The sequence below is a fragment of the Bacillus sp. EKM202B genome (assembly GCF_011066025.1).
Taxonomy (GTDB): domain Bacteria; phylum Bacillota; class Bacilli; order Bacillales; family Bacillaceae_G; genus Bacillus_A; species Bacillus_A toyonensis.
Genome location: NZ_JAAMNK010000042.1, coordinates 1 through 17,458 on the forward strand (window position 1 = coordinate 1; position 17,458 = coordinate 17,458).

A 17,458-nucleotide genomic window follows, 5' to 3' on the forward strand; every position below is an offset into this window, starting at 1 on the left:
GAAGCGACGCACATCAATTAGCTCTCACACATTTCACGGCTTCCCGGAGGGAAAAGACAGGCACAGATAACTTATTTTATCAATTAAAATCACTCTCAAGGTTTTATAGTGAACTGGATGACGAATTATCTTTAATTCGTAGCCGGATGCATAAAGTCATTCAGTTGACATTTCCGGAATTGGAACAGATTTTCACAACTAAATCAGATTTATTTTTAAACTTTGTTCAATTATTCCCTCACCCAGATTTTGTTCAAAATCTTTCCAAAACGGTCATGAAGAATCAGATTCGTAAAAATACCAATAAAAACATCTCAATCAGCATAGCAGAAAAGAAAGCTATGGAAGTACTTGAGGCTGCCAGGTATTCTTATCCAGCCGTACGTCAGGATGACGTTTTATGTGAACAACTCAAATCGTACGCGAAACGCTATCAGGAGCTCCTTCATCAAAAAGAACAGTGTATCACGAAGATGGTACGATTAGCTGAAAGTCGCACAGAATATCCAATTATTCTTAGTTTTCCGGGAATAGGTCCCAATACGGCTATACGTTTGTTAGCTGAAATCGGGGATATTACTCGCTTCGAAAATAACAAACAACTTAATGCATTTGCAGGTATTGATATACGCCGTTTTCAATCAGGAAAAACTTTTTTCAAAGATAAGATCAATAAACGTGGAAATAAGCATCTGCGTAAGCTTCTTTTTCTCATTATCCAGAACATGATAAAGCTACGTCGTTACGGACAGAACCACATTGTTGAGTATTATGATAAATTAAAAACGCAACCTTATAACAAATGTCATAAAGTTGCGTCAATCGCATGTGTAAATAAGTTATTGAAGCTCCTCTTCTACCTTATTACACATAATATACACTATGATTATCGGTTAACCGCCTGAAATCATAGTCTCATTCATCATACTATATTTATTCCCCCTAGTAAAAAAACGAATACATATTAGGGGTATTTAGTTTGCATTAAATTTAACATATATGAATATAGGCTTTGCGATATTTAATTGATTAAAAATCTAAAAATAAGGATTGACTAATCGTAAGAAATATCAAAGACTGTCTTTTTCTCATATCGATGAGATTTTCGTCCGTTGTGCTGTAGGAGGTTAAACAGACGAAGGAGAACCTTTGACAATTCTTGGGCGTTTTTGTGTAATGCTTGGTAAAAAAGTAAAAAATAATCCTAAATTATATACATCGCTTTATATTCACTTAGCTCTTTCTGATGCATATTCATAAAAAGCACGTCACCCTTTCTCATTAACATAAGAAAATAGTAACGTGCTTTTAACTTCAAAAATAGTCTAAATCCTTAAGTTGATGGATGTGTGTTACTAACCCTAAACGAGATATGCCTTCCATAATAGAAGGATGCACTTCAGTCAAGGGGAAATTCTAAGTAAATAAAATTTTTCGTCAAACACCTATTTTTATTTTTAAAATTTTCACAAAAATACCTTTGCATATTTACTACTTCATTTTCAACTTCATTTAATCGATATATCTTTACCACCTGTATAAGTTGTAATGTCCAAAGTATCTCCATGCTTCAAATCATCAACGGCTAATTCTTATAAGAAGGATTCTAGTTCAGTATAAATTGCACAGAATACGGTTCAATAGGATACAAAAGTAAAGAGTGGTGTTTATATATTGGAATTATAAAAAAACTAAAGGGAATAGAAATGTTTAAAAATCCATAAAAAAAGAGCCTGTCCTTGAAACAAGCCCTAGCTACAAGAAATAGCGTAATTGAGATGTCTATATATTACCATTTAACTATTTAAAATTCTAGTTGTCTTATGTTGAGAAATAAATTATAGGCATCGTAATGAAAACTTTATTTGGGATCAAATAAATTCTCTGAAACGTAGGTCGATTCAGTTTTAATTAATAGCTCGTGAAAAGTGAAAAGAAGAGCTTTAAACTGATGTTTTTATGAAAAAAAAATGAGGAGAACTAAAAAACAGTATTCTTTTTAAAAATTAAGTACTTGATTAGTACAGGATAAAAGAAATAGTTCAGTTTATAAAAAATTAATTTAAGGGTATTCTATTTGCTACAAATATACTTCTTGGAAAAATAGAGACAAATATTATATGATAAATTTAAGAGATTGGGGGACTGAAACTTTGAACGAGTCATATACAGCAGAAGAAGCTGCAAAGAAGTTGAAAATATCTAAATTAACTGTTTATGAACTTATCAAAAGAGGGGAATTGCCTTCTTATCGAATAGGTAGGCAAGTTCGAATTGATGTAGAAGATCTACAGAAATACATAGAGCAAAGTAAAACGGGGAGCCTAAAAAATTCCGCTCAATTATCTGAAAAACATAATTTAACGAATGCAATTGTAATTAGTGGGCAAGATATGGCATTGGACATACTAGGAAAATATATGGAGAGTGGTATGGGAGAAAGAATGCTAAGAGCTTATGATGGAAGTCTTACAAGTTTGATTCGTTTGTATAAAGGTGAAGGAAGTATAGTCAGTCTACATCTATTTGATGGTGATACTAAAGAATACAACATTCCCTATACTAAAAGAATCTTAACAAATTCCCAGTATATAATCTTTAATTTACTTTTAAGGAATGTAGGATTTTATGTACAAAAAGGTAATCCGAAGAATATCAAAACTTGGGAAGATTTATGCAGAGAAGATGTAAAGATAGTGAATAGAGAAGTTGGAGCGGGTATACGCGTATTATTAGATGAACAGTTACGTATTCATAATATACATAGAACAAAGATTAAAGGTTATGATTACGAAGAAAGTAGCCACTTTAGTATTGCAACTAGTGTAGCTATGAATAAAGCGGATGTGGGAATAGGGATTGAGAATGTTGCCAATATAACAAAGGTTGAATTCGTTCCATTAATAAAGGAACAGTATGATCTTATTATCTTGAAAAATGAAAATACTGTTAAAATTATTAATGAAATTAAAGAAATACTGCATTCAACAGATTTTAAACAGGAACTAGAGTATATTGGAGGATATGATTTAACATTGACAGGAAACACGATATACGAATCTTTTTAGGTAGATTTAACATCTTTTTTTATTTATAATAATGAGATACAAAAAGCTTGTTATCTGTGTATAGATGGGATTTATACATAGAAAAAGACTGCTTTATATGAAGTGCACCTCAATTGTTAGACACATAATTAACAATTGGAGGTGCATTTTTTATGTATAAAGAATTACTAATTAATAGGATAGTAAGTAGTTTAATAAGAATAATAGACCGATAACACAAATAGTTTTGTTTAATTCTTTTCTTTTTCCAGTTAGAAGTTTTATTACTGGATAAAATATAAAACCAAAAGCTATACCGTCAGCTATATTGTAAGTCAGTGGAATCATAATAATTGTAAGAAAGGCAGGGAAATATTCCGAGAAATCATCAAAGTCAATCTCTTTTATGCTTTTTAACATTAAACTTCCAATGATAATTAGAATAGGTGCAACGGCTCCATCTGGAATCATTTTTATAAAAGGCATAAAGAAAAAAGAGATAAGAAATAGTAATCCAACAAAAATAGAGGATAAACCGGTTTTTGCACCAGCAGCTATTCCCACAGCGCTTTCTAAACCAGCTACAGTAGAACTAGTCCCAAAAATCCCAGCAAAAATGTTTGACATCCCGGTTGCCTGATAAGCCCGATTGAAACGTTTATTGTCATTTTCAAAACTTTGTATGGTTCCTAGATTTTGAAATAGTAGAATCATTGTTAAAGAAAAGGTAGCTGTCCAAAAGGATGCATTTTTTACTTGTGCAAAAGAAAAAGCATTGAACACAGCTGGGTAATGCTCATATAAAGATCCCATATTATAAGAAGGATCTAATTTTGTTATGCCACAGAGGGCTGCAACTAATGTACTAATTCCTATAACGATTAAAAATCCTCCTCTGATATTATAAATAAAAAGGATTACAGCTAATGCCAGAGTGAAAATTGTAAGTAATGTATTTGCTTTAAATAGGTTATCCAATCCTATTATCGTTACAGAAGAATCTGTAATAAGTCCACCTTTTTGAAGTCCGATAAAGGTCAAAAATAGACCAATCCCTACAGTAATAGCATTTTTTAAGGAGTGTGGAATAGAGTTGATTAAAAGTCTAGAAAAAGGTGTAAATGTAATCAGAGTGAAAATAATGCCTGATACTAATACGACTCCTAAAGCTTCCTGCCAATTTAGTCCTAGAGATTGAACAATTGTATAGGAAAAGAAAATGTTTTCCCCCATTCCAGGGATAATTACGAGAGGGGAGTTTGCCCAAAATCCTATTATAAGACAACCTAAAAAGCATGTAAGAGTAGTGGCTACTACAGATGCCTCTGTACTAATTCCTGCGTCTCTTAATATGGAGGCATTTACAATCACTATATATGAAACAGTGAAGAAACTTGTTAAAGCAGCTAGTAATTCTTTTTTTATGGTTGTATTGTAGTGTGTCATATTAAAGTGAGTATAAATCCATTCTGTCATGACATAAGTCTCCTCTGTTCAAATTTTTTATACATTGACTGGGTACTTCGTTTTTATTGTAACTTTCAAAGTTGAAATTGTTCTAAATCCAAAAGTATCGTTCCATTCTAAATGGTCAATAATAAGTGACTTATCTTCTATAAAAGGTTGTATGGTATTTAAAAATACTTTTAGTGATTTCTTTGTTAGATTTGCGCCGGCACAGTAATGAGAACCAACTCCAAAACTTAAGATTGGAGGGGTATTTGATCGCTTTTGGCATTCATTTGGGTTTTCATATTTACTCCGATCTCTATTTCCAGAAGAGATAAATAAAATAATTCTGTCACCTTTATTAATGAGTTTATCTTCTAAAGGTATATCTTCATTGGCAACACGTGCACAATAGGGAAAAGGGCATTCCATTCTTAAAGATTCTTCAACTATATTTTCTACTGTTAGTAAACTGTAAGGATTATTTTGAGGTAATTTATCATTCTGCTTTTGTATGTAAAGATACATTAATGTTTTTACAGCACTGAGAAATGGTTCATGTCCATCTACTGTTACATTTGCTATTAGTGCCAAACTATCTTCGACTTGATCTACATTTTTTAGTATTAAATCAAATAAACCGTTTTTTTCGTATCTTTGTTGGTCGCGAATTTCAGAAATAATACTGTAGGTTTTGTCAATAGAGTAAACAGTTTTTTGTGAATCTTCGAAACTAGGAACAGGAATCCAAAGGAAATCCACAGCTTTAAAAGCTTCTTGTAGAATTAGTTTATAATCTTTTACATCTAGACCCAATAAATTAGCGAGAGTATTTTCTGTAAACGGTATAGCTATTTCATTGACAACGTCAACGAATTCAGTATCTTTGTTCAGAGAATTCCATACTTTGAGTGTAGAAGATTTAGCTAAGTCTTCTATAATAGAGTTTGTTAAATTGATAGGTACTTGTACATGTTTACGCAATTCTTTATGCTCAGGATTATCCATATACATTAACCATCTAGAGTAAAAATTAGAGAGTTTATCTTTATACTCAACAGGTATATCTAGCTTTTCGATGAATTGTTTTTTTCGATTAGCCTTTAATCGAGAATCTTTTAGTAGTTGGGTGATATTGGTGTAATCAAAAACAAGCCATGCATTGAGTTCTTTATCCCAAATAATATTTTCTGTAGCTAAGACCTCTGTATAAAATTTATATCTATCTTCGATAATTTTTTTTATAGTATTGTTAGCCATTTCGTCACTCCTAGATTCACTTTTATTTGTAATATTAATTTTCTTGTAATTGATATTTCATATTTTTGTGAGTGATCTGGTTGCTGGATGAGAAAAGAGAAAATAATGCTTGAAATATATATATAGATATGGACCTATTTTCCAGTTATAACTAAATTATATTAAACAATAAATTTAGTTATAAAACAATACTTTTTTTAACTAAACATAACCAAACATAACTAAACATAACTGGATATATATTTGTTTAGTTAATTCAGAATATTCCTTATTTCATTTATTAAGATGATAATTTTTATAGTTAATGAAACGAAAATCTTTTATTAAATTGTAAGACTATCAAGGGTTGTGACTAAGAAATAAAGCGTTCAAAAGGTTTTTATCCTGAAAATAAAGAAAAAAATAATTTTGCAATTAATAGAATTGATATGATATGTTTTCTTTGTTAATAATTTGAAAAATCTACATAGTCTATTAAATTTATGTTTGATTTATTTAAAGACATTATAGATAAGCAGAAGAGAAGGTAGATGATAGATCAGCATTGGGTAGAGTGAATAGCTGTAAGTAACTTAAATTAAAATCACGTTGTTTATTTTTGAGTTATTATATAATCTAGGAGAAATAAGAAGGGGAGTGCAAATTTTGAAATTTGTCTTTGATTTAGATGGTACAATTTGCTTCAAGGGAAAACCAGTTTCGGAAAAAATTCTTGCATGTTTAGATAACATTAGTAAAAATGGTCACGAAGTTATATTTGCTTCTGCAAGACCTATTCGTGATATGCTACCTGTGATACATCCACGTTTTCACGAATATACATTGATTGGTGGAAATGGATCTTTAATTTCTCAAAATGGAAAATTAATTTATTCGAAAGAGTTTGAGAAATCGCAACTAAAAAAGATTCTTGCTTTGATAAATGAATTTCAAGCAACTTATTTAATTGATGGTGATTGGGATTATGCATATACTGGTCCGGATAATCATTCTATACTTAATAATCTAGATCCAGCTAAACTTGCTAAATCTGTTAAGGTGACTTCTTTAAATTCTATAGTTAAGATTTTAATCCTTACAGCGAGCAACATGGAAGAACTATCTCAGAGTCTAAGTTTATTAGATGTTGTAGTACATAAACATAGAAATGAGAATGTAATAGATATTAGTCCAAAGGGGATTCATAAATGGAATGCACTACAAGTATTAGGAGTTAAGGAAGGGGAATATGTAGCTTTTGGAAATGATGCAAATGATATAAGTATGTTCGAACATGCTGCATATTCAGTAATGGTTGGACATCATCCAGAATTAGCGCCATTCTCTAAAGAACGTATTCCAATGGACATAGAATATGAAATAGAGATCATAAATAGGTTAGAGAAACTTTCTGAATTATATAGCCTAAGTCATAATTAAATCTTTAAAAATCAATTAATATATTTTTAAATTATTAAATGAAAAATATCCCTTTGGATTATCAACTCCAAAGGGATATTTTCGCAACTTTATTTAAATTAACTGTTGGATTGTTAGCACAGCTTGGTAGCCAAAATACATACCAAAACAGATTAAAATAACACCTGCTGAAATGGAAATCCATTTCATTACAGTAGCGTTTACAAAGCGTCTACCAAAATGTATGGATGTAGCCATGAATAAATCCCATAGCATAATACCTGCAAAAATAGCTGTACTATACCATAGAGCTTGTTCTTTTCCAATTGTATTTATTGCGCTAGTAAGAACAGAACCGTAAATTCCTATCCAAAATACTATATTTAATGGATTTGAAATTGCAATTGCAAATCCTGCTAAAAAAGATTTTAGAGGATGTTCTTTTTCACCAGTTAAAGAATGCTGTACTTGTTTAGGAGCATCCTTAATACTTTCATATCCTAAGTAAAGCATGGTAATAAAACCAAAAATCCAAATACAGAGTTGAGCAATTGGAGTTGTTAAAAAAGTGGAAACCCCAAAATAAATGAGTAGCATCATAATTACATCAGCTGACATAGCACCTAATCCAACAAACCAAGCACTCCAAAATCCATTTTTAATGCCTTTATTTATTTGAGCCACATTGATTGGGCCCACAGGAGCAGAAAGGGAAACACCTAACAATATATAACTAAAGATCATGCTAATCATGTTTTTTTACACCTGTAATCGGACATCTCATTACGCTTTCTTCATTTGTTTCAGGCAAAATATACTGTTTCCACTCATGTGAATTTTCAGCACCATAATCACCTATATCTGGATGCATTGAAATATTATCGTAGGCTATTAAGCGTTTCCTAATAACTTTACGGACTTGTTTTCCCTGTTTGGTATTACCTGTAATATCATCTAAGGTTCCGCGGGGTTGAAGAGTAATTTCAAGACCATTCTCTGTATATCTGCTTTGTCTTTCAGCATATATAGGTGCTCGGCAAACTACAAATATAGGTTCTCCAGCAAAACAAAATTCCCATTTAGCATGGTAAGGATCTGTTGGGATTTCTGGATTCCATGGTTCAGTATCATTTTCGATTAAAAATTGTAGTACATTCCAAAATTGTTTTTTATATTCTTCTGCCAGTAATTGCTTACTTGAGGGTTTGAAGAATATCACTAGCGTGGTCCGCTTGGCAATTTGCTGATATGTCTTTATATATTCATAAATTCCATCTCTAAGCTTTAGTAGCTCTTTTTGATCATAAGCTGAATCAATAAAAAGATATCTGGACCAACCATGTTTTTCGGAATCTACTGCAAAATAGCAAGGAAACGGTTTAGAATTATCCATAATACTTTTGTGGAAACTGTTGTAAGCGTGTATTTTCCAGTTTTCTAAGAAATCATTGTTCTTTTCATCAAGAATTCTATTTTGACTATACAAATAAGATTTGGTTAATTGGATTACCACTGTAATCCCTCCTTATTGTAAGTATAAAATCATTGATTGTTTTCATAAATTAAAATGTTGTTTTTCACTATATTTAAAATTTTATTGATATCCTCTGTGTGTATCTCAATTGTTAACTCAGGTACACCTGGAGATAGTAGAAATTTATTATAATTATAGATCTTTTTATCTATAATAAGGGTAACCTCATCCTGATATCCAAAAGGGGCTACACAACCGGGAACACAGGAAGTCTTTTCAACCAATTCTTCAGATGAACAAATTGAAACCCTCTTGCCAATTAGTTCTTTCATTGATTTTGAATCTAATTTTTCGCCTTCAATCGTAACTAGCACATAATTATGTCCGGTTTTATCTTTTAGAAATAAACTTTTACTTGGAACACCTTCTAAATTAAATCTTTTTCGTATTTCTCTATCTGTATCATAATCCAGATTGGGTTCATGCTTGTATTGCTGATAAGAAATATTTGCTTGATCTAATAGTTGTATCACATGATTATACATAATTATCCTCCTTTAAGATTTATGAAGTGCATAGAAACTTTTGTTTTAAAATTAATTCTTGTTAATGTGTGTTTATGAAAAGGTACTTATAGAGTTTCGGTATCAAAAAATTCCAATATAAGGGTTATATTGGAACCTTTTTAATATATTAAACTTTTTCACTGCAGAAAGGTATTGATAAATTTTCTTTTAAATACGGAAATTCTGAGATGGTTTTATTTTTGAAAATTTAGAAAAATGATTTTGGTATTGAATAAAAGAATTTGTTTTTAAAGATTAAAATGTATTATTTAATGTTTTGTATGTAGTTTTCTTAGGTTTGTTACAACAAGGATTGTTCTCTATATAATTACATATTACTCTCGGTAGGAATATTTAGGGTTTGGTTTGCTTCTTTTTTCATTATTAATAAAATAAGTATTATACTAATAACCAGTGAACTAACTCCAACTGATATGAAAGATGAGAATTGAAAAATTTTAGCGTCCCAGAACAAGCCAGACAGGTAAGCTCCTAATGCAGCACCTATACCCATGGTAAGAACTGTGTAGGTAGTTTGTCTTTGGCTAATTAAATCTTGGTCTGCATTTAAACTTAAAATGTTCATAGCACAAATGTGATATAAAGCAAAGGTAAAAGCATGCATTAACTGTGAAATTACTAATAAAGTAATGCTTCCGACAAAAAGTTCTATTAATGTCCATCTTAGAATACCTAAAATAGAACACAATAAGAGAATAGATGAAACATTCATATATTTTAGAAGCCTATGACCATAAGCAAAAGTAACAATTTCACATATAACTGCAAAAGCAATTAATGAACCTATTGCAAAACCAGTATAATTATTTTCCAACAACTTAATAGAAAAGAATCCATAATAAGGTGCATGTGTTAATTCAAATAAGAAAAATACAGAATAAAAAAGCAAAAGTTTTTTTTCAATAAAAATACTTTTTGATTTTTTTTTCGTAACCTCAATCGGTTCAAGGCGAATTAGTAGAGTAGAGGAAATTAACAACATAAGTCCTAAAAATATTAATATAAACCAAAAAGATAGTGGACCAAATTTAATAAGGGCATGACTTGCCCAGACTGAAAAGAAAATAAATCCGATGCTTCCCCACATCCTAATGGTTGAGTAGCGTTTCATGTCACCATTTAGCTTTGATAATGAAATTGTTTCTATGTTGGGTAAAATAGATATCCAAAAAATATTTAGTAAGGAGAGTGCTATAACTATAGCCAAGCTATTTTTAACTTGAGTACCAACAAACAGAACGACTAAAAGGAGAACGCATTGTATAAGGTATATGCTTGCTAAATTTCTATTTAGTTTTGATATCAGTAGGAATACATATGGTCCTAGTATTCTGGCAAGGATTGAAATGCCAAGGATTATCCCTATCTCTTTGCTACCAAAGTGTAATTGATTTAAAAAAAGACCGGTTAGCGGAACTACAATAGCAAATGTTGCAAAGTATGAAAAGAAAGTAAAGGAACAGTACTTATCAAATGTTTTCATTTTTATCCACCTCTTTATTAAGATTAATATTGTTATAGTAGTAATTGACCTGTATTAAAAACGTTTTTTATTAGTTTGTAGCAACATTTACTTAAAATTAATATATTAAGTTTTTAAATTTATTTTATAATGTAGTTTAAATAATTTTTCTCCCAATGATTAGTGGTTTGTAAATTGGAAAAATAATGTATTTAGTGATCTTCCACATGCTTGAAATAATTCTTAGTGTCTGGCGTATTTTCAACTGTAATACTTTGGAGAGAAGCCTTTTGTTTTTGTTCCTTCATAGATTAGAAAGTTATTTAATATACAATCAAATGGTTTATGTTTATAGACTGTATTTTTAACTGAAAGGGGGGATTAGTTCTTATAATGAAACTAGTCCAGTATCAAATTCTACAGGCTATCCAACCAATAAACCTCTTTTAAAAACATACTAATTTGAAGGTATGTTCCACATTGAGTATTTCGAATTTATTGTTTGTAAAGGTAAGTACATATTAGTATGAAGTCAATTGTAACACCTCCGTTTTATTATTCTGAAAATACAAAAAGAAGTATACAATACTTTTGATTTAATTGGAATATATTTCTTCGGAGATTTTAATGCATAACGAATTTTAACTAAACACAATTAAAAATAACTAAATATAACTAAGTACGAGTATTTTCAGATTATTTTTTCGCAAAAAAATTCCCTTATGAAATAAAATCGCATATTTCGACATATGATGATGTTATTTCATAAACATTTATTGCGTTGGTTTTTATAAAAAAGCGGATTCATAATACTTTATTTGTTTAAATTGAGCAGATATTATTGTACAAATGTTTCTAAAAAAATAAATCTGAAAATATAGAAAAATTAGAATTTAAAATGTAGTAAGAATGTTGTGGTATGTTCTGTTTGCGAGAATTAAATTTTGTACAAGTGATGCTTTTGATAAAGGAGGAGATACAAGAGTACTTTTTTTTAGGTAATTTATTTATTGTCTTTTATTAAGAAGGGAGAAAAATTATGAAAACAATTAAATTATTTTTACTATGTGCTGTTTCTGTTTTTATGCTCGCAATTTTCACAGGATTCTCTCCTGCTATGGCGGAAGAAAATGTTAATAAAACTGAGATAAAGGTATTTGCTGCTGCAAGTTTAAAAGATGTTTTAGAGGAAGTTACAGCCAATTATGAGAAAACTCATGGAAATGTAAAGTTTACTTTCACTTACGGTGGTTCGGGTTCACTTCAACAAATGATTGAGCAAGGTAAATCAGCAGATTTATTTATCTCCGCTGCAGAAAAAAATTTCACTCCTCTAGTTGAAAAGGGGTATATCAATCCGAGCCAAGCTATTAATTTTTTAGGGAATGAATTAGTATTAGCAACACCAATCGAAAATAATATTGTGCATAGTTTTTCGGACTTGAACACAAATAATGTGCAAAAGATAGCTATTGGTAATCCTGCAACAGTACCTGCTGGAATGTATGCAAAACAAGTATTTGAAGGGCTGAACCTGTATGAAATTTTAAAAACTAAATTTGTATTAGCAACTGATGTAAGACACGTATTGTCTTTGATTGAAACGAAGCAAGTTGATGCTGGGCTTGTATATAAGACAGATGCACTTATTTCACCTCAAGTAAAAATAGTAGATACAGCAGATTCTAGTTTACATGACCCTATTATTTATCCAATGGGTGTTCTTAAAGCAACACTGTCTCCAGTTCAAACTACAGAGTATTATAACTATCTTCAAACGGATCAAGTAAAAGAAACATTTGTAAAATACGGATTTTCAGTGCTAAATCAGAAACAGGAATTAAACAAAGCAGCATAAACCTAAATTTTAGATTTTTGTGCAAACTTAGAGTATCCACCATTAGATAAGAAATATTTAGTGGTGGATACTTTCTTGCTTTTGTAAATAATAAATTAAGTATTGACGAAAAATCGATAAATAAAGAGATTTTAATTCTTGTTTAGGAGTTATTTAAAATGAATTCTACGTTTGAAATTGTCATATGTGATTTAGATGGTACTTTGCTAAACAATAATAAAGAGATTAGTAATAAAACATTAAAAACTATACAATCTTTAAATCAAATGAAAATACCTGTTATTCTCGCAACGGCGAGAGCACCAAGAGATATAGAAATATATTTAAAAGGATTAGAACTGGATACTCCAAGCATTTGTTATAATGGGGCATTAATTTTTGATAATAGAAACAGTAAAATACTTACATCTAATATGATTGATATTTCCATAGTAAAAAAATTATTTGAAGTATTAAGAGAAGAAAAAAGCATTGAAAATTATTTAGCTGAAAAGAATAACGAGTTTTGGGTGGATGTAATTGATAAAGATGTACAGTGCTGGATTGATGCGGGTTGTCCACCACATGCAATAGGATATCCGTCAACTTTTTTAGATGATCATTTATCTAAATTGATTGTTAGGGGAAATACCGAATTTATTATCAGAATTTTAGAAAAACATTTCAAAGAGCACTTAATTTATACATTTTCCGACTCCCGTAAAGTTTGGATAGAAATTTTGTGTAAAAATGCAGGGAAAGCAGCGGCTGTAAAGTGGATAGCGAATCACTACAGTGTCCCACTTTCAAACATAGTGGCCTTTGGTGATGCAGAAAACGATATTGGAATGTTGGAACTAGTTGGTTTTGGAGTTGCTATGGGTAACTCTGGAAAAGATGTGCAATTAAGAGCGAATTGTATTGCACCAACAAATGAAAATGATGGTGTAGCACACACTTTACGTGGGATTTTTTCTATATAAAGACTATAAATTATAAATGGAATGGGGAGAATATAATGACGAAAAACGGTTTGTTATATACATGTGGTAAATCCAAGTCGATGTATTATGGGGAGGAAGATGATTCAATTATCATGCATTTTTTGGATAGTGTATCTTCTTATACACAAAATAAAAATGCTCGAATTATAGGAACTGGAATACTAAGATGTGAATTTTCTTCTCACATATTTGAGTTGCTCCATAAAAAAGGGGTACCTAATCATTATATATCCAATATAGGAATGGGGAGAATGAAAGTTAACAAATTAGATATGATTAAATTGGAGATAATCCCCCGAAATATTGCGGCTGGTTCAATTGTAAGGAATTATCCTATCCAATATGGACAAGTTTTTAATCAGCCTATTTTAAAATTAGACCTCAAATATTCAAACGATCCGATGATGAATTCCGATTACATTGTTGCAATGGGCATTGCTACTAAAAGAGAAATAGAAGTTATCAGAGAGATAGCTTTTGAATTAAATGCTATTTTAAAGGATTTTCTTTTGGAAAGAGGTGTAAAGTTAGTTGATTTTAAGTTCGAAATGGGAAGAAATGCAGCAGGTGATTTGGTAATAGGAGATGAAATTTCTCCAGATGGTATGCGTCTTTGGGATATAGAAACAAATCAATCTCTAGATAAAGATGTATTTCGTTACAACAAAGGGGACTTGGTACATGCTTATGAAGAAATATTGAAACGGATAATGCCTGTAGAGAGTATGAAATAATAAGATGAATAAAGTAGATGTGAATTTTATTGAATACTCAACCGATACAGTTAGTTTTGAGTTATCTCCAGAGAGAGAACCGGTTTTATATGTAAATCCAGGTCAAGAAATCTCAATGGAGATAATGAATGCATTTTCACAAGAGACGGATAATGAAGAGGAATTAAATAATGTAATTAATAAAGGCAAACATCATCCGTTTACAGGGCCAGTTTATATCAATGGAGCTTTGCCAGGAATGACAGTAGCTATAAAAATTAAAAATATTCATTTAGCCAAGCATGCATATACATGTATTTCACGTTCTTCAGGAGTGTTGAAGGGTCAATTCACAGAACGGAATTATAAGAAAATAGAGATTAAAAATAATAGGATAGATTTTGAGGGAATTGATTTACAGGTTAGACCTAGCTTGGGAGGGATAGGACTAGCTGATCCCTTTAGAACAAGAAATGGTGCAACATGTAAATACGGAGGGAATTTAGATATCCGCTGGTTGGTTGAAGGAACAACAATTTATTTACCAGTAGCTGTCGAAGGTGGTTTATTATACGCTGGTGACTTACATGCTTTACAAGGAAATGGAGAACCCTCAGGGATTGCTTTAGAGGCATCAGGCACTTTACAAATAAATATAAATATATTTGAAAATAATATTCCTACTCCCATTTTACAGGTAGAACAAGGAATTGTAATAATTGGATTTGGGGAGACATTTGAAGAAGCTGTTAAGATGGGCGTAGATACTTCTACGAAGATAATAGCTCAAGCAAATCATATGAATAAGGCAGATGCCTACATGTTATTGGGATGTACCTCGGACATTGTTATTGGGCACTTAACAGGGAGAATTAAAAGTGTAGGAGTTTTAATTCCATTTGAAGTTTTACGTATAGAAGATGTACTAAGGAAAAAGTAAACAAAGAAGAAAATGAAAAATTATTAACATTTGATTTTATATTTTCTATGAAGAGAGGAATCACTTTGTCAGTGAATGAAGAGTTTATTACAATTGCTCTTTCAAAGGGACGCTTATTATCAGAAACCTTGCAGATTCTAAGAGCAAGTGGGATTAATATCCCCTTAGATTTAGAGAGTTCGCGTGAACTGTGTTTTGAGTTAAGTGAACAAAATTTGCGCTTTATCTTGGTGAAATCAGTAGATATTTTACTTTTTTTAGAGAAAGGAATTGCTGATTTAGGCGTTGTAGGAAGTGATTTACTATTAGAAAAAGGTGAAGGTTTTGTAGATATACTTGATCTTAAAATTGGCCAATGTGAACTGTGTGTTTGTGCAAAACCTGGAATAAATATAAAAGATGTAAAATCTGTAGCAAGTAAATATCCTGTAATTACAAGGAAATATTTTGATCAGCAATACCATGATATAGAAGTCATACATTTAAATGGTTCGGTGGAAATTGCTCCAGTATTGAATATGGCAGATTGTATTGTGGAAATAGTGCAGTCAGGTAAGACACTTGTTGAAAATGGATTAATAGTCTATGAAAAAATTGAAGAGATTTCAGCAAAAATAGTTAAAAGAAAAAAATCTTTATATGAAAAAGAAAAACAAATTAATGACTTTTTAGCAAACTTTAATAATTATTTTTATAACATTAATGTGCCATCTAAGTTATAAAAATAACATTTTGAGAAAATAGGTGGTGTTTTAAAGTGAAAATAGTAGTAATAACTGGTGCAAATCGTGGTTTGGGATACGGAATTGCAAAATCATTTGCGGAAAAAGGGCACAAGGTTATTGGATTGAATCGGACTTTGTGTAAAGAAGAATGGTTAGAAGAAATTCAATGTGATCTTTCACAAAAGATAGATATTGAAAAGTCTGTTGCCGGGATAATTAGACGATATGGAAAAATAGATATATTAATAAATAATGCAGGTATAAGAAGATTTAATAACATTTCAAAGATAACAGAACAAGATTGGCAAGACAGTATAAGTACAAATCTTTCAGCCCCATTATGGTTGATTCAATTTACTGCTCCTATGCTAAAGCAGAGTAAAGGGCTAATTATATTTATTGGAAGCCATGCGGGTGAATACTACTTTGAGCAAGGTGTTGCATATTCAAGTACAAAATCTGCTTTGCACGCAATGGCAGAGGCGGCAATACAAGATTTAAGATATGAAGGAATACGTGTTAGTCACCTATCCTTAGGAGCAATTGCCAATAGATCGATGGAAAATGATGAATGGAAAATGCGCCCACGGGATATAGGTCAATTGGCTGTCGCAATCTCAGAATTACCATCCAGCATAATGCCTGCTTTTGTAGAAGTTCGACCTTCTATGCCAAATAGGTCTCCAATTTCTGGATTGGAAAGATTGCAGTATATATAAGTATTATGGCGATACTCTATTTTTTACTCCCCCATTTTTTATGGAAATGGGGGAGGTTTTTGTATTTAAAGGAAAAAAACGAGAAATTCTATGATATATCTACTATCTTAATACAAGAATAATAGAAAAAACATATATTACAAAAAGAGTAGGGGAAAGCATCTAGAAATATTTATGTACTTTTATATATAATGGTACAAGTAATGATATATATCATTAAGTTAAGGAATGCATCGTCCTCAAAAGCGAAAAAAGTGAATTGAATTCCGAAGGTCAGCTATAAATAAAATTTTCGTTTTAGGGATATTTCAAATTATTAGCTTGATAGAAATGGGATACCGCCATACATCCATCAAGCTAGGAAAAGCAAATATACTGGCTATGTCTTAGAAACAACCATGTAATCGATATTAATGTGTATAGTCGAATGGATCTGAAACTAAAAGATATTCATAATGACGAAAGGGAAGTGAACGATGCATTTATAAAGAGGCAAAAACAAACACTTCAAAACTTCGCGCGAAATACCGTTTTTACGAATAATTATACATTTATATAAAACTCTACTACAGTATTTAGGGGATTTGAGCTCAATTTCATTAATCTTAGTGTATTGATATGTGCCCATACAATTCATACTTTATATAGAAATTATTAAATGCTGAGTTACTCATTAATAATTTTTATAGTAAATTACATTTTAATTTATAAGATTTTTTCTTATGTTGATCTAATTAACTCCTCATAATCATGATTAAAATAATCAATTCATATTTGATAACCACATTTAAACTGTTTCCACATATTGATTTTTGTATAAAGAATCCTTTATTTTATCTACAT

Annotated in this window: 15 protein-coding genes and 2 pseudogenes; 9 read left to right on the forward strand and 8 right to left on the reverse strand. The window is 30.8% G+C overall.

Going from position 1 to position 17,458, the window contains the following annotated elements; genetic code table 11:
- The coding region (locus G9F74_RS26820) for a transposase (RefSeq protein WP_165406336.1) at positions 1-905 on the forward strand (905 nt) is incomplete at its 5' end.
- 149 nt (positions 906-1,054) lie between these two features.
- Here the strand turns inward: G9F74_RS26820 and G9F74_RS29915 are convergent.
- Both G9F74_RS29915 and G9F74_RS30620 read right to left on the reverse strand, forming a co-directional pair.
- Positions 1,055-1,243, reverse strand: a pseudogene (locus G9F74_RS29915) (IS4 family transposase); the annotation flags it as partial.
- Positions 1,244-1,514: 271 nt separating this feature from the next.
- Positions 1,515-1,592: pseudogene (locus G9F74_RS30620) on the reverse strand (DUF5065 family protein); the annotation flags it as partial.
- Positions 1,593-2,120: 528 nt separating this feature from the next.
- On the opposite strand from G9F74_RS30620, the gene G9F74_RS26825 reads away from it, so the two are divergent.
- Complete coding sequence (locus G9F74_RS26825; RefSeq protein WP_016107156.1) at positions 2,121-3,068, forward strand: helix-turn-helix transcriptional regulator; 948 nt, start codon at positions 2,121-2,123, stop codon at positions 3,066-3,068.
- Positions 3,069-3,239: 171 nt separating this feature from the next.
- Here G9F74_RS26825 and G9F74_RS26830 read toward each other — a convergent pair whose 3' ends face one another.
- A complete protein-coding gene (locus G9F74_RS26830) occupies positions 3,240-4,523 on the reverse strand; it encodes an NCS2 family permease (RefSeq protein ID WP_000141339.1) in 1,284 nt (427 codons plus the stop codon).
- A 27-nt stretch (positions 4,524-4,550) separates the two neighbouring features.
- Positions 4,551-5,756, reverse strand: coding sequence for a cytochrome P450 (locus G9F74_RS26835; protein WP_165406337.1), 1,206 nt, complete (start codon positions 5,754-5,756; stop codon positions 4,551-4,553).
- Positions 5,757-6,401: 645 nt separating this feature from the next.
- Here G9F74_RS26835 and G9F74_RS26840 point away from each other — a divergent pair.
- Entirely contained in the window at positions 6,402-7,175 is a 774-nt protein-coding gene (locus G9F74_RS26840) for an HAD-IIB family hydrolase (RefSeq protein WP_165406338.1), read from the forward strand.
- A gap of 93 nt (positions 7,176-7,268) precedes the next feature.
- On the opposite strand, the gene G9F74_RS26845 is transcribed toward G9F74_RS26840, so the two are convergent.
- The 4 genes from G9F74_RS26845 to G9F74_RS26860 form a co-directional block, all read right to left on the reverse strand.
- Positions 7,269-7,907 carry a LysE family translocator gene (locus G9F74_RS26845; RefSeq protein WP_000624908.1) on the reverse strand — a complete coding sequence of 213 codons (639 nt, stop codon included), beginning with the start codon at positions 7,905-7,907 and terminating at the stop codon, positions 7,269-7,271.
- A complete protein-coding gene (locus tag G9F74_RS26850; RefSeq protein ID WP_016107159.1) occupies positions 7,900-8,667 on the reverse strand; it encodes a YqcI/YcgG family protein in 768 nt (255 codons plus the stop codon). The genes G9F74_RS26845 and G9F74_RS26850 overlap by 8 nt, the downstream gene beginning before the upstream one ends.
- A 29-nt stretch (positions 8,668-8,696) precedes the next feature.
- A complete protein-coding gene (locus tag G9F74_RS26855; protein WP_000282323.1) occupies positions 8,697-9,173 on the reverse strand; it encodes a YbaK/EbsC family protein in 477 nt (158 codons plus the stop codon).
- Positions 9,174-9,522: 349 nt separating this feature from the next.
- Complete coding sequence (locus tag G9F74_RS26860; RefSeq protein WP_016107160.1) at positions 9,523-10,698, reverse strand: MFS transporter; 1,176 nt, start codon at positions 10,696-10,698, stop codon at positions 9,523-9,525.
- A 1,018-nt stretch (positions 10,699-11,716) separates the two neighbouring features.
- Here G9F74_RS26860 and modA point away from each other — a divergent pair.
- The 6 genes from modA (at position 11,717) to G9F74_RS26890 (ending at position 16,615) form a co-directional block, all read left to right on the forward strand.
- Complete coding sequence (gene modA / locus G9F74_RS26865) at positions 11,717-12,535, forward strand: molybdate ABC transporter substrate-binding protein (protein ID WP_016107161.1); 819 nt, start codon at positions 11,717-11,719, stop codon at positions 12,533-12,535.
- A gap of 158 nt (positions 12,536-12,693) precedes the next feature.
- Positions 12,694-13,497 carry a Cof-type HAD-IIB family hydrolase gene (locus G9F74_RS26870; protein ID WP_016107162.1) on the forward strand — a complete coding sequence of 268 codons (804 nt, stop codon included), beginning with the start codon at positions 12,694-12,696 and terminating at the stop codon, positions 13,495-13,497.
- A gap of 35 nt (positions 13,498-13,532) precedes the next feature.
- Positions 13,533-14,252: a phosphoribosylaminoimidazolesuccinocarboxamide synthase gene (locus G9F74_RS26875; RefSeq protein ID WP_070189798.1), complete on the forward strand. Its 720-nt coding sequence runs from the start codon at positions 13,533-13,535 to the stop codon at positions 14,250-14,252.
- Between the two features lie 4 nt (positions 14,253-14,256).
- Positions 14,257-15,171, forward strand: a complete 915-nt coding sequence (locus G9F74_RS26880) for an acetamidase/formamidase family protein (RefSeq protein WP_016107164.1) — start codon at positions 14,257-14,259, stop codon at positions 15,169-15,171.
- 65 nt (positions 15,172-15,236) lie between these two features.
- Complete coding sequence (hisG, locus tag G9F74_RS26885) at positions 15,237-15,893, forward strand: ATP phosphoribosyltransferase (protein WP_016107165.1); 657 nt, start codon at positions 15,237-15,239, stop codon at positions 15,891-15,893.
- A 35-nt stretch (positions 15,894-15,928) separates the two neighbouring features.
- The gene (locus G9F74_RS26890; protein WP_000707038.1) at positions 15,929-16,615 is read left to right on the forward strand and encodes an SDR family NAD(P)-dependent oxidoreductase; all 687 of its coding nucleotides are present in this window, start codon (positions 15,929-15,931) and stop codon (positions 16,613-16,615) included.
- The last annotated feature ends 843 nt before the right edge of the window (positions 16,616-17,458 follow it).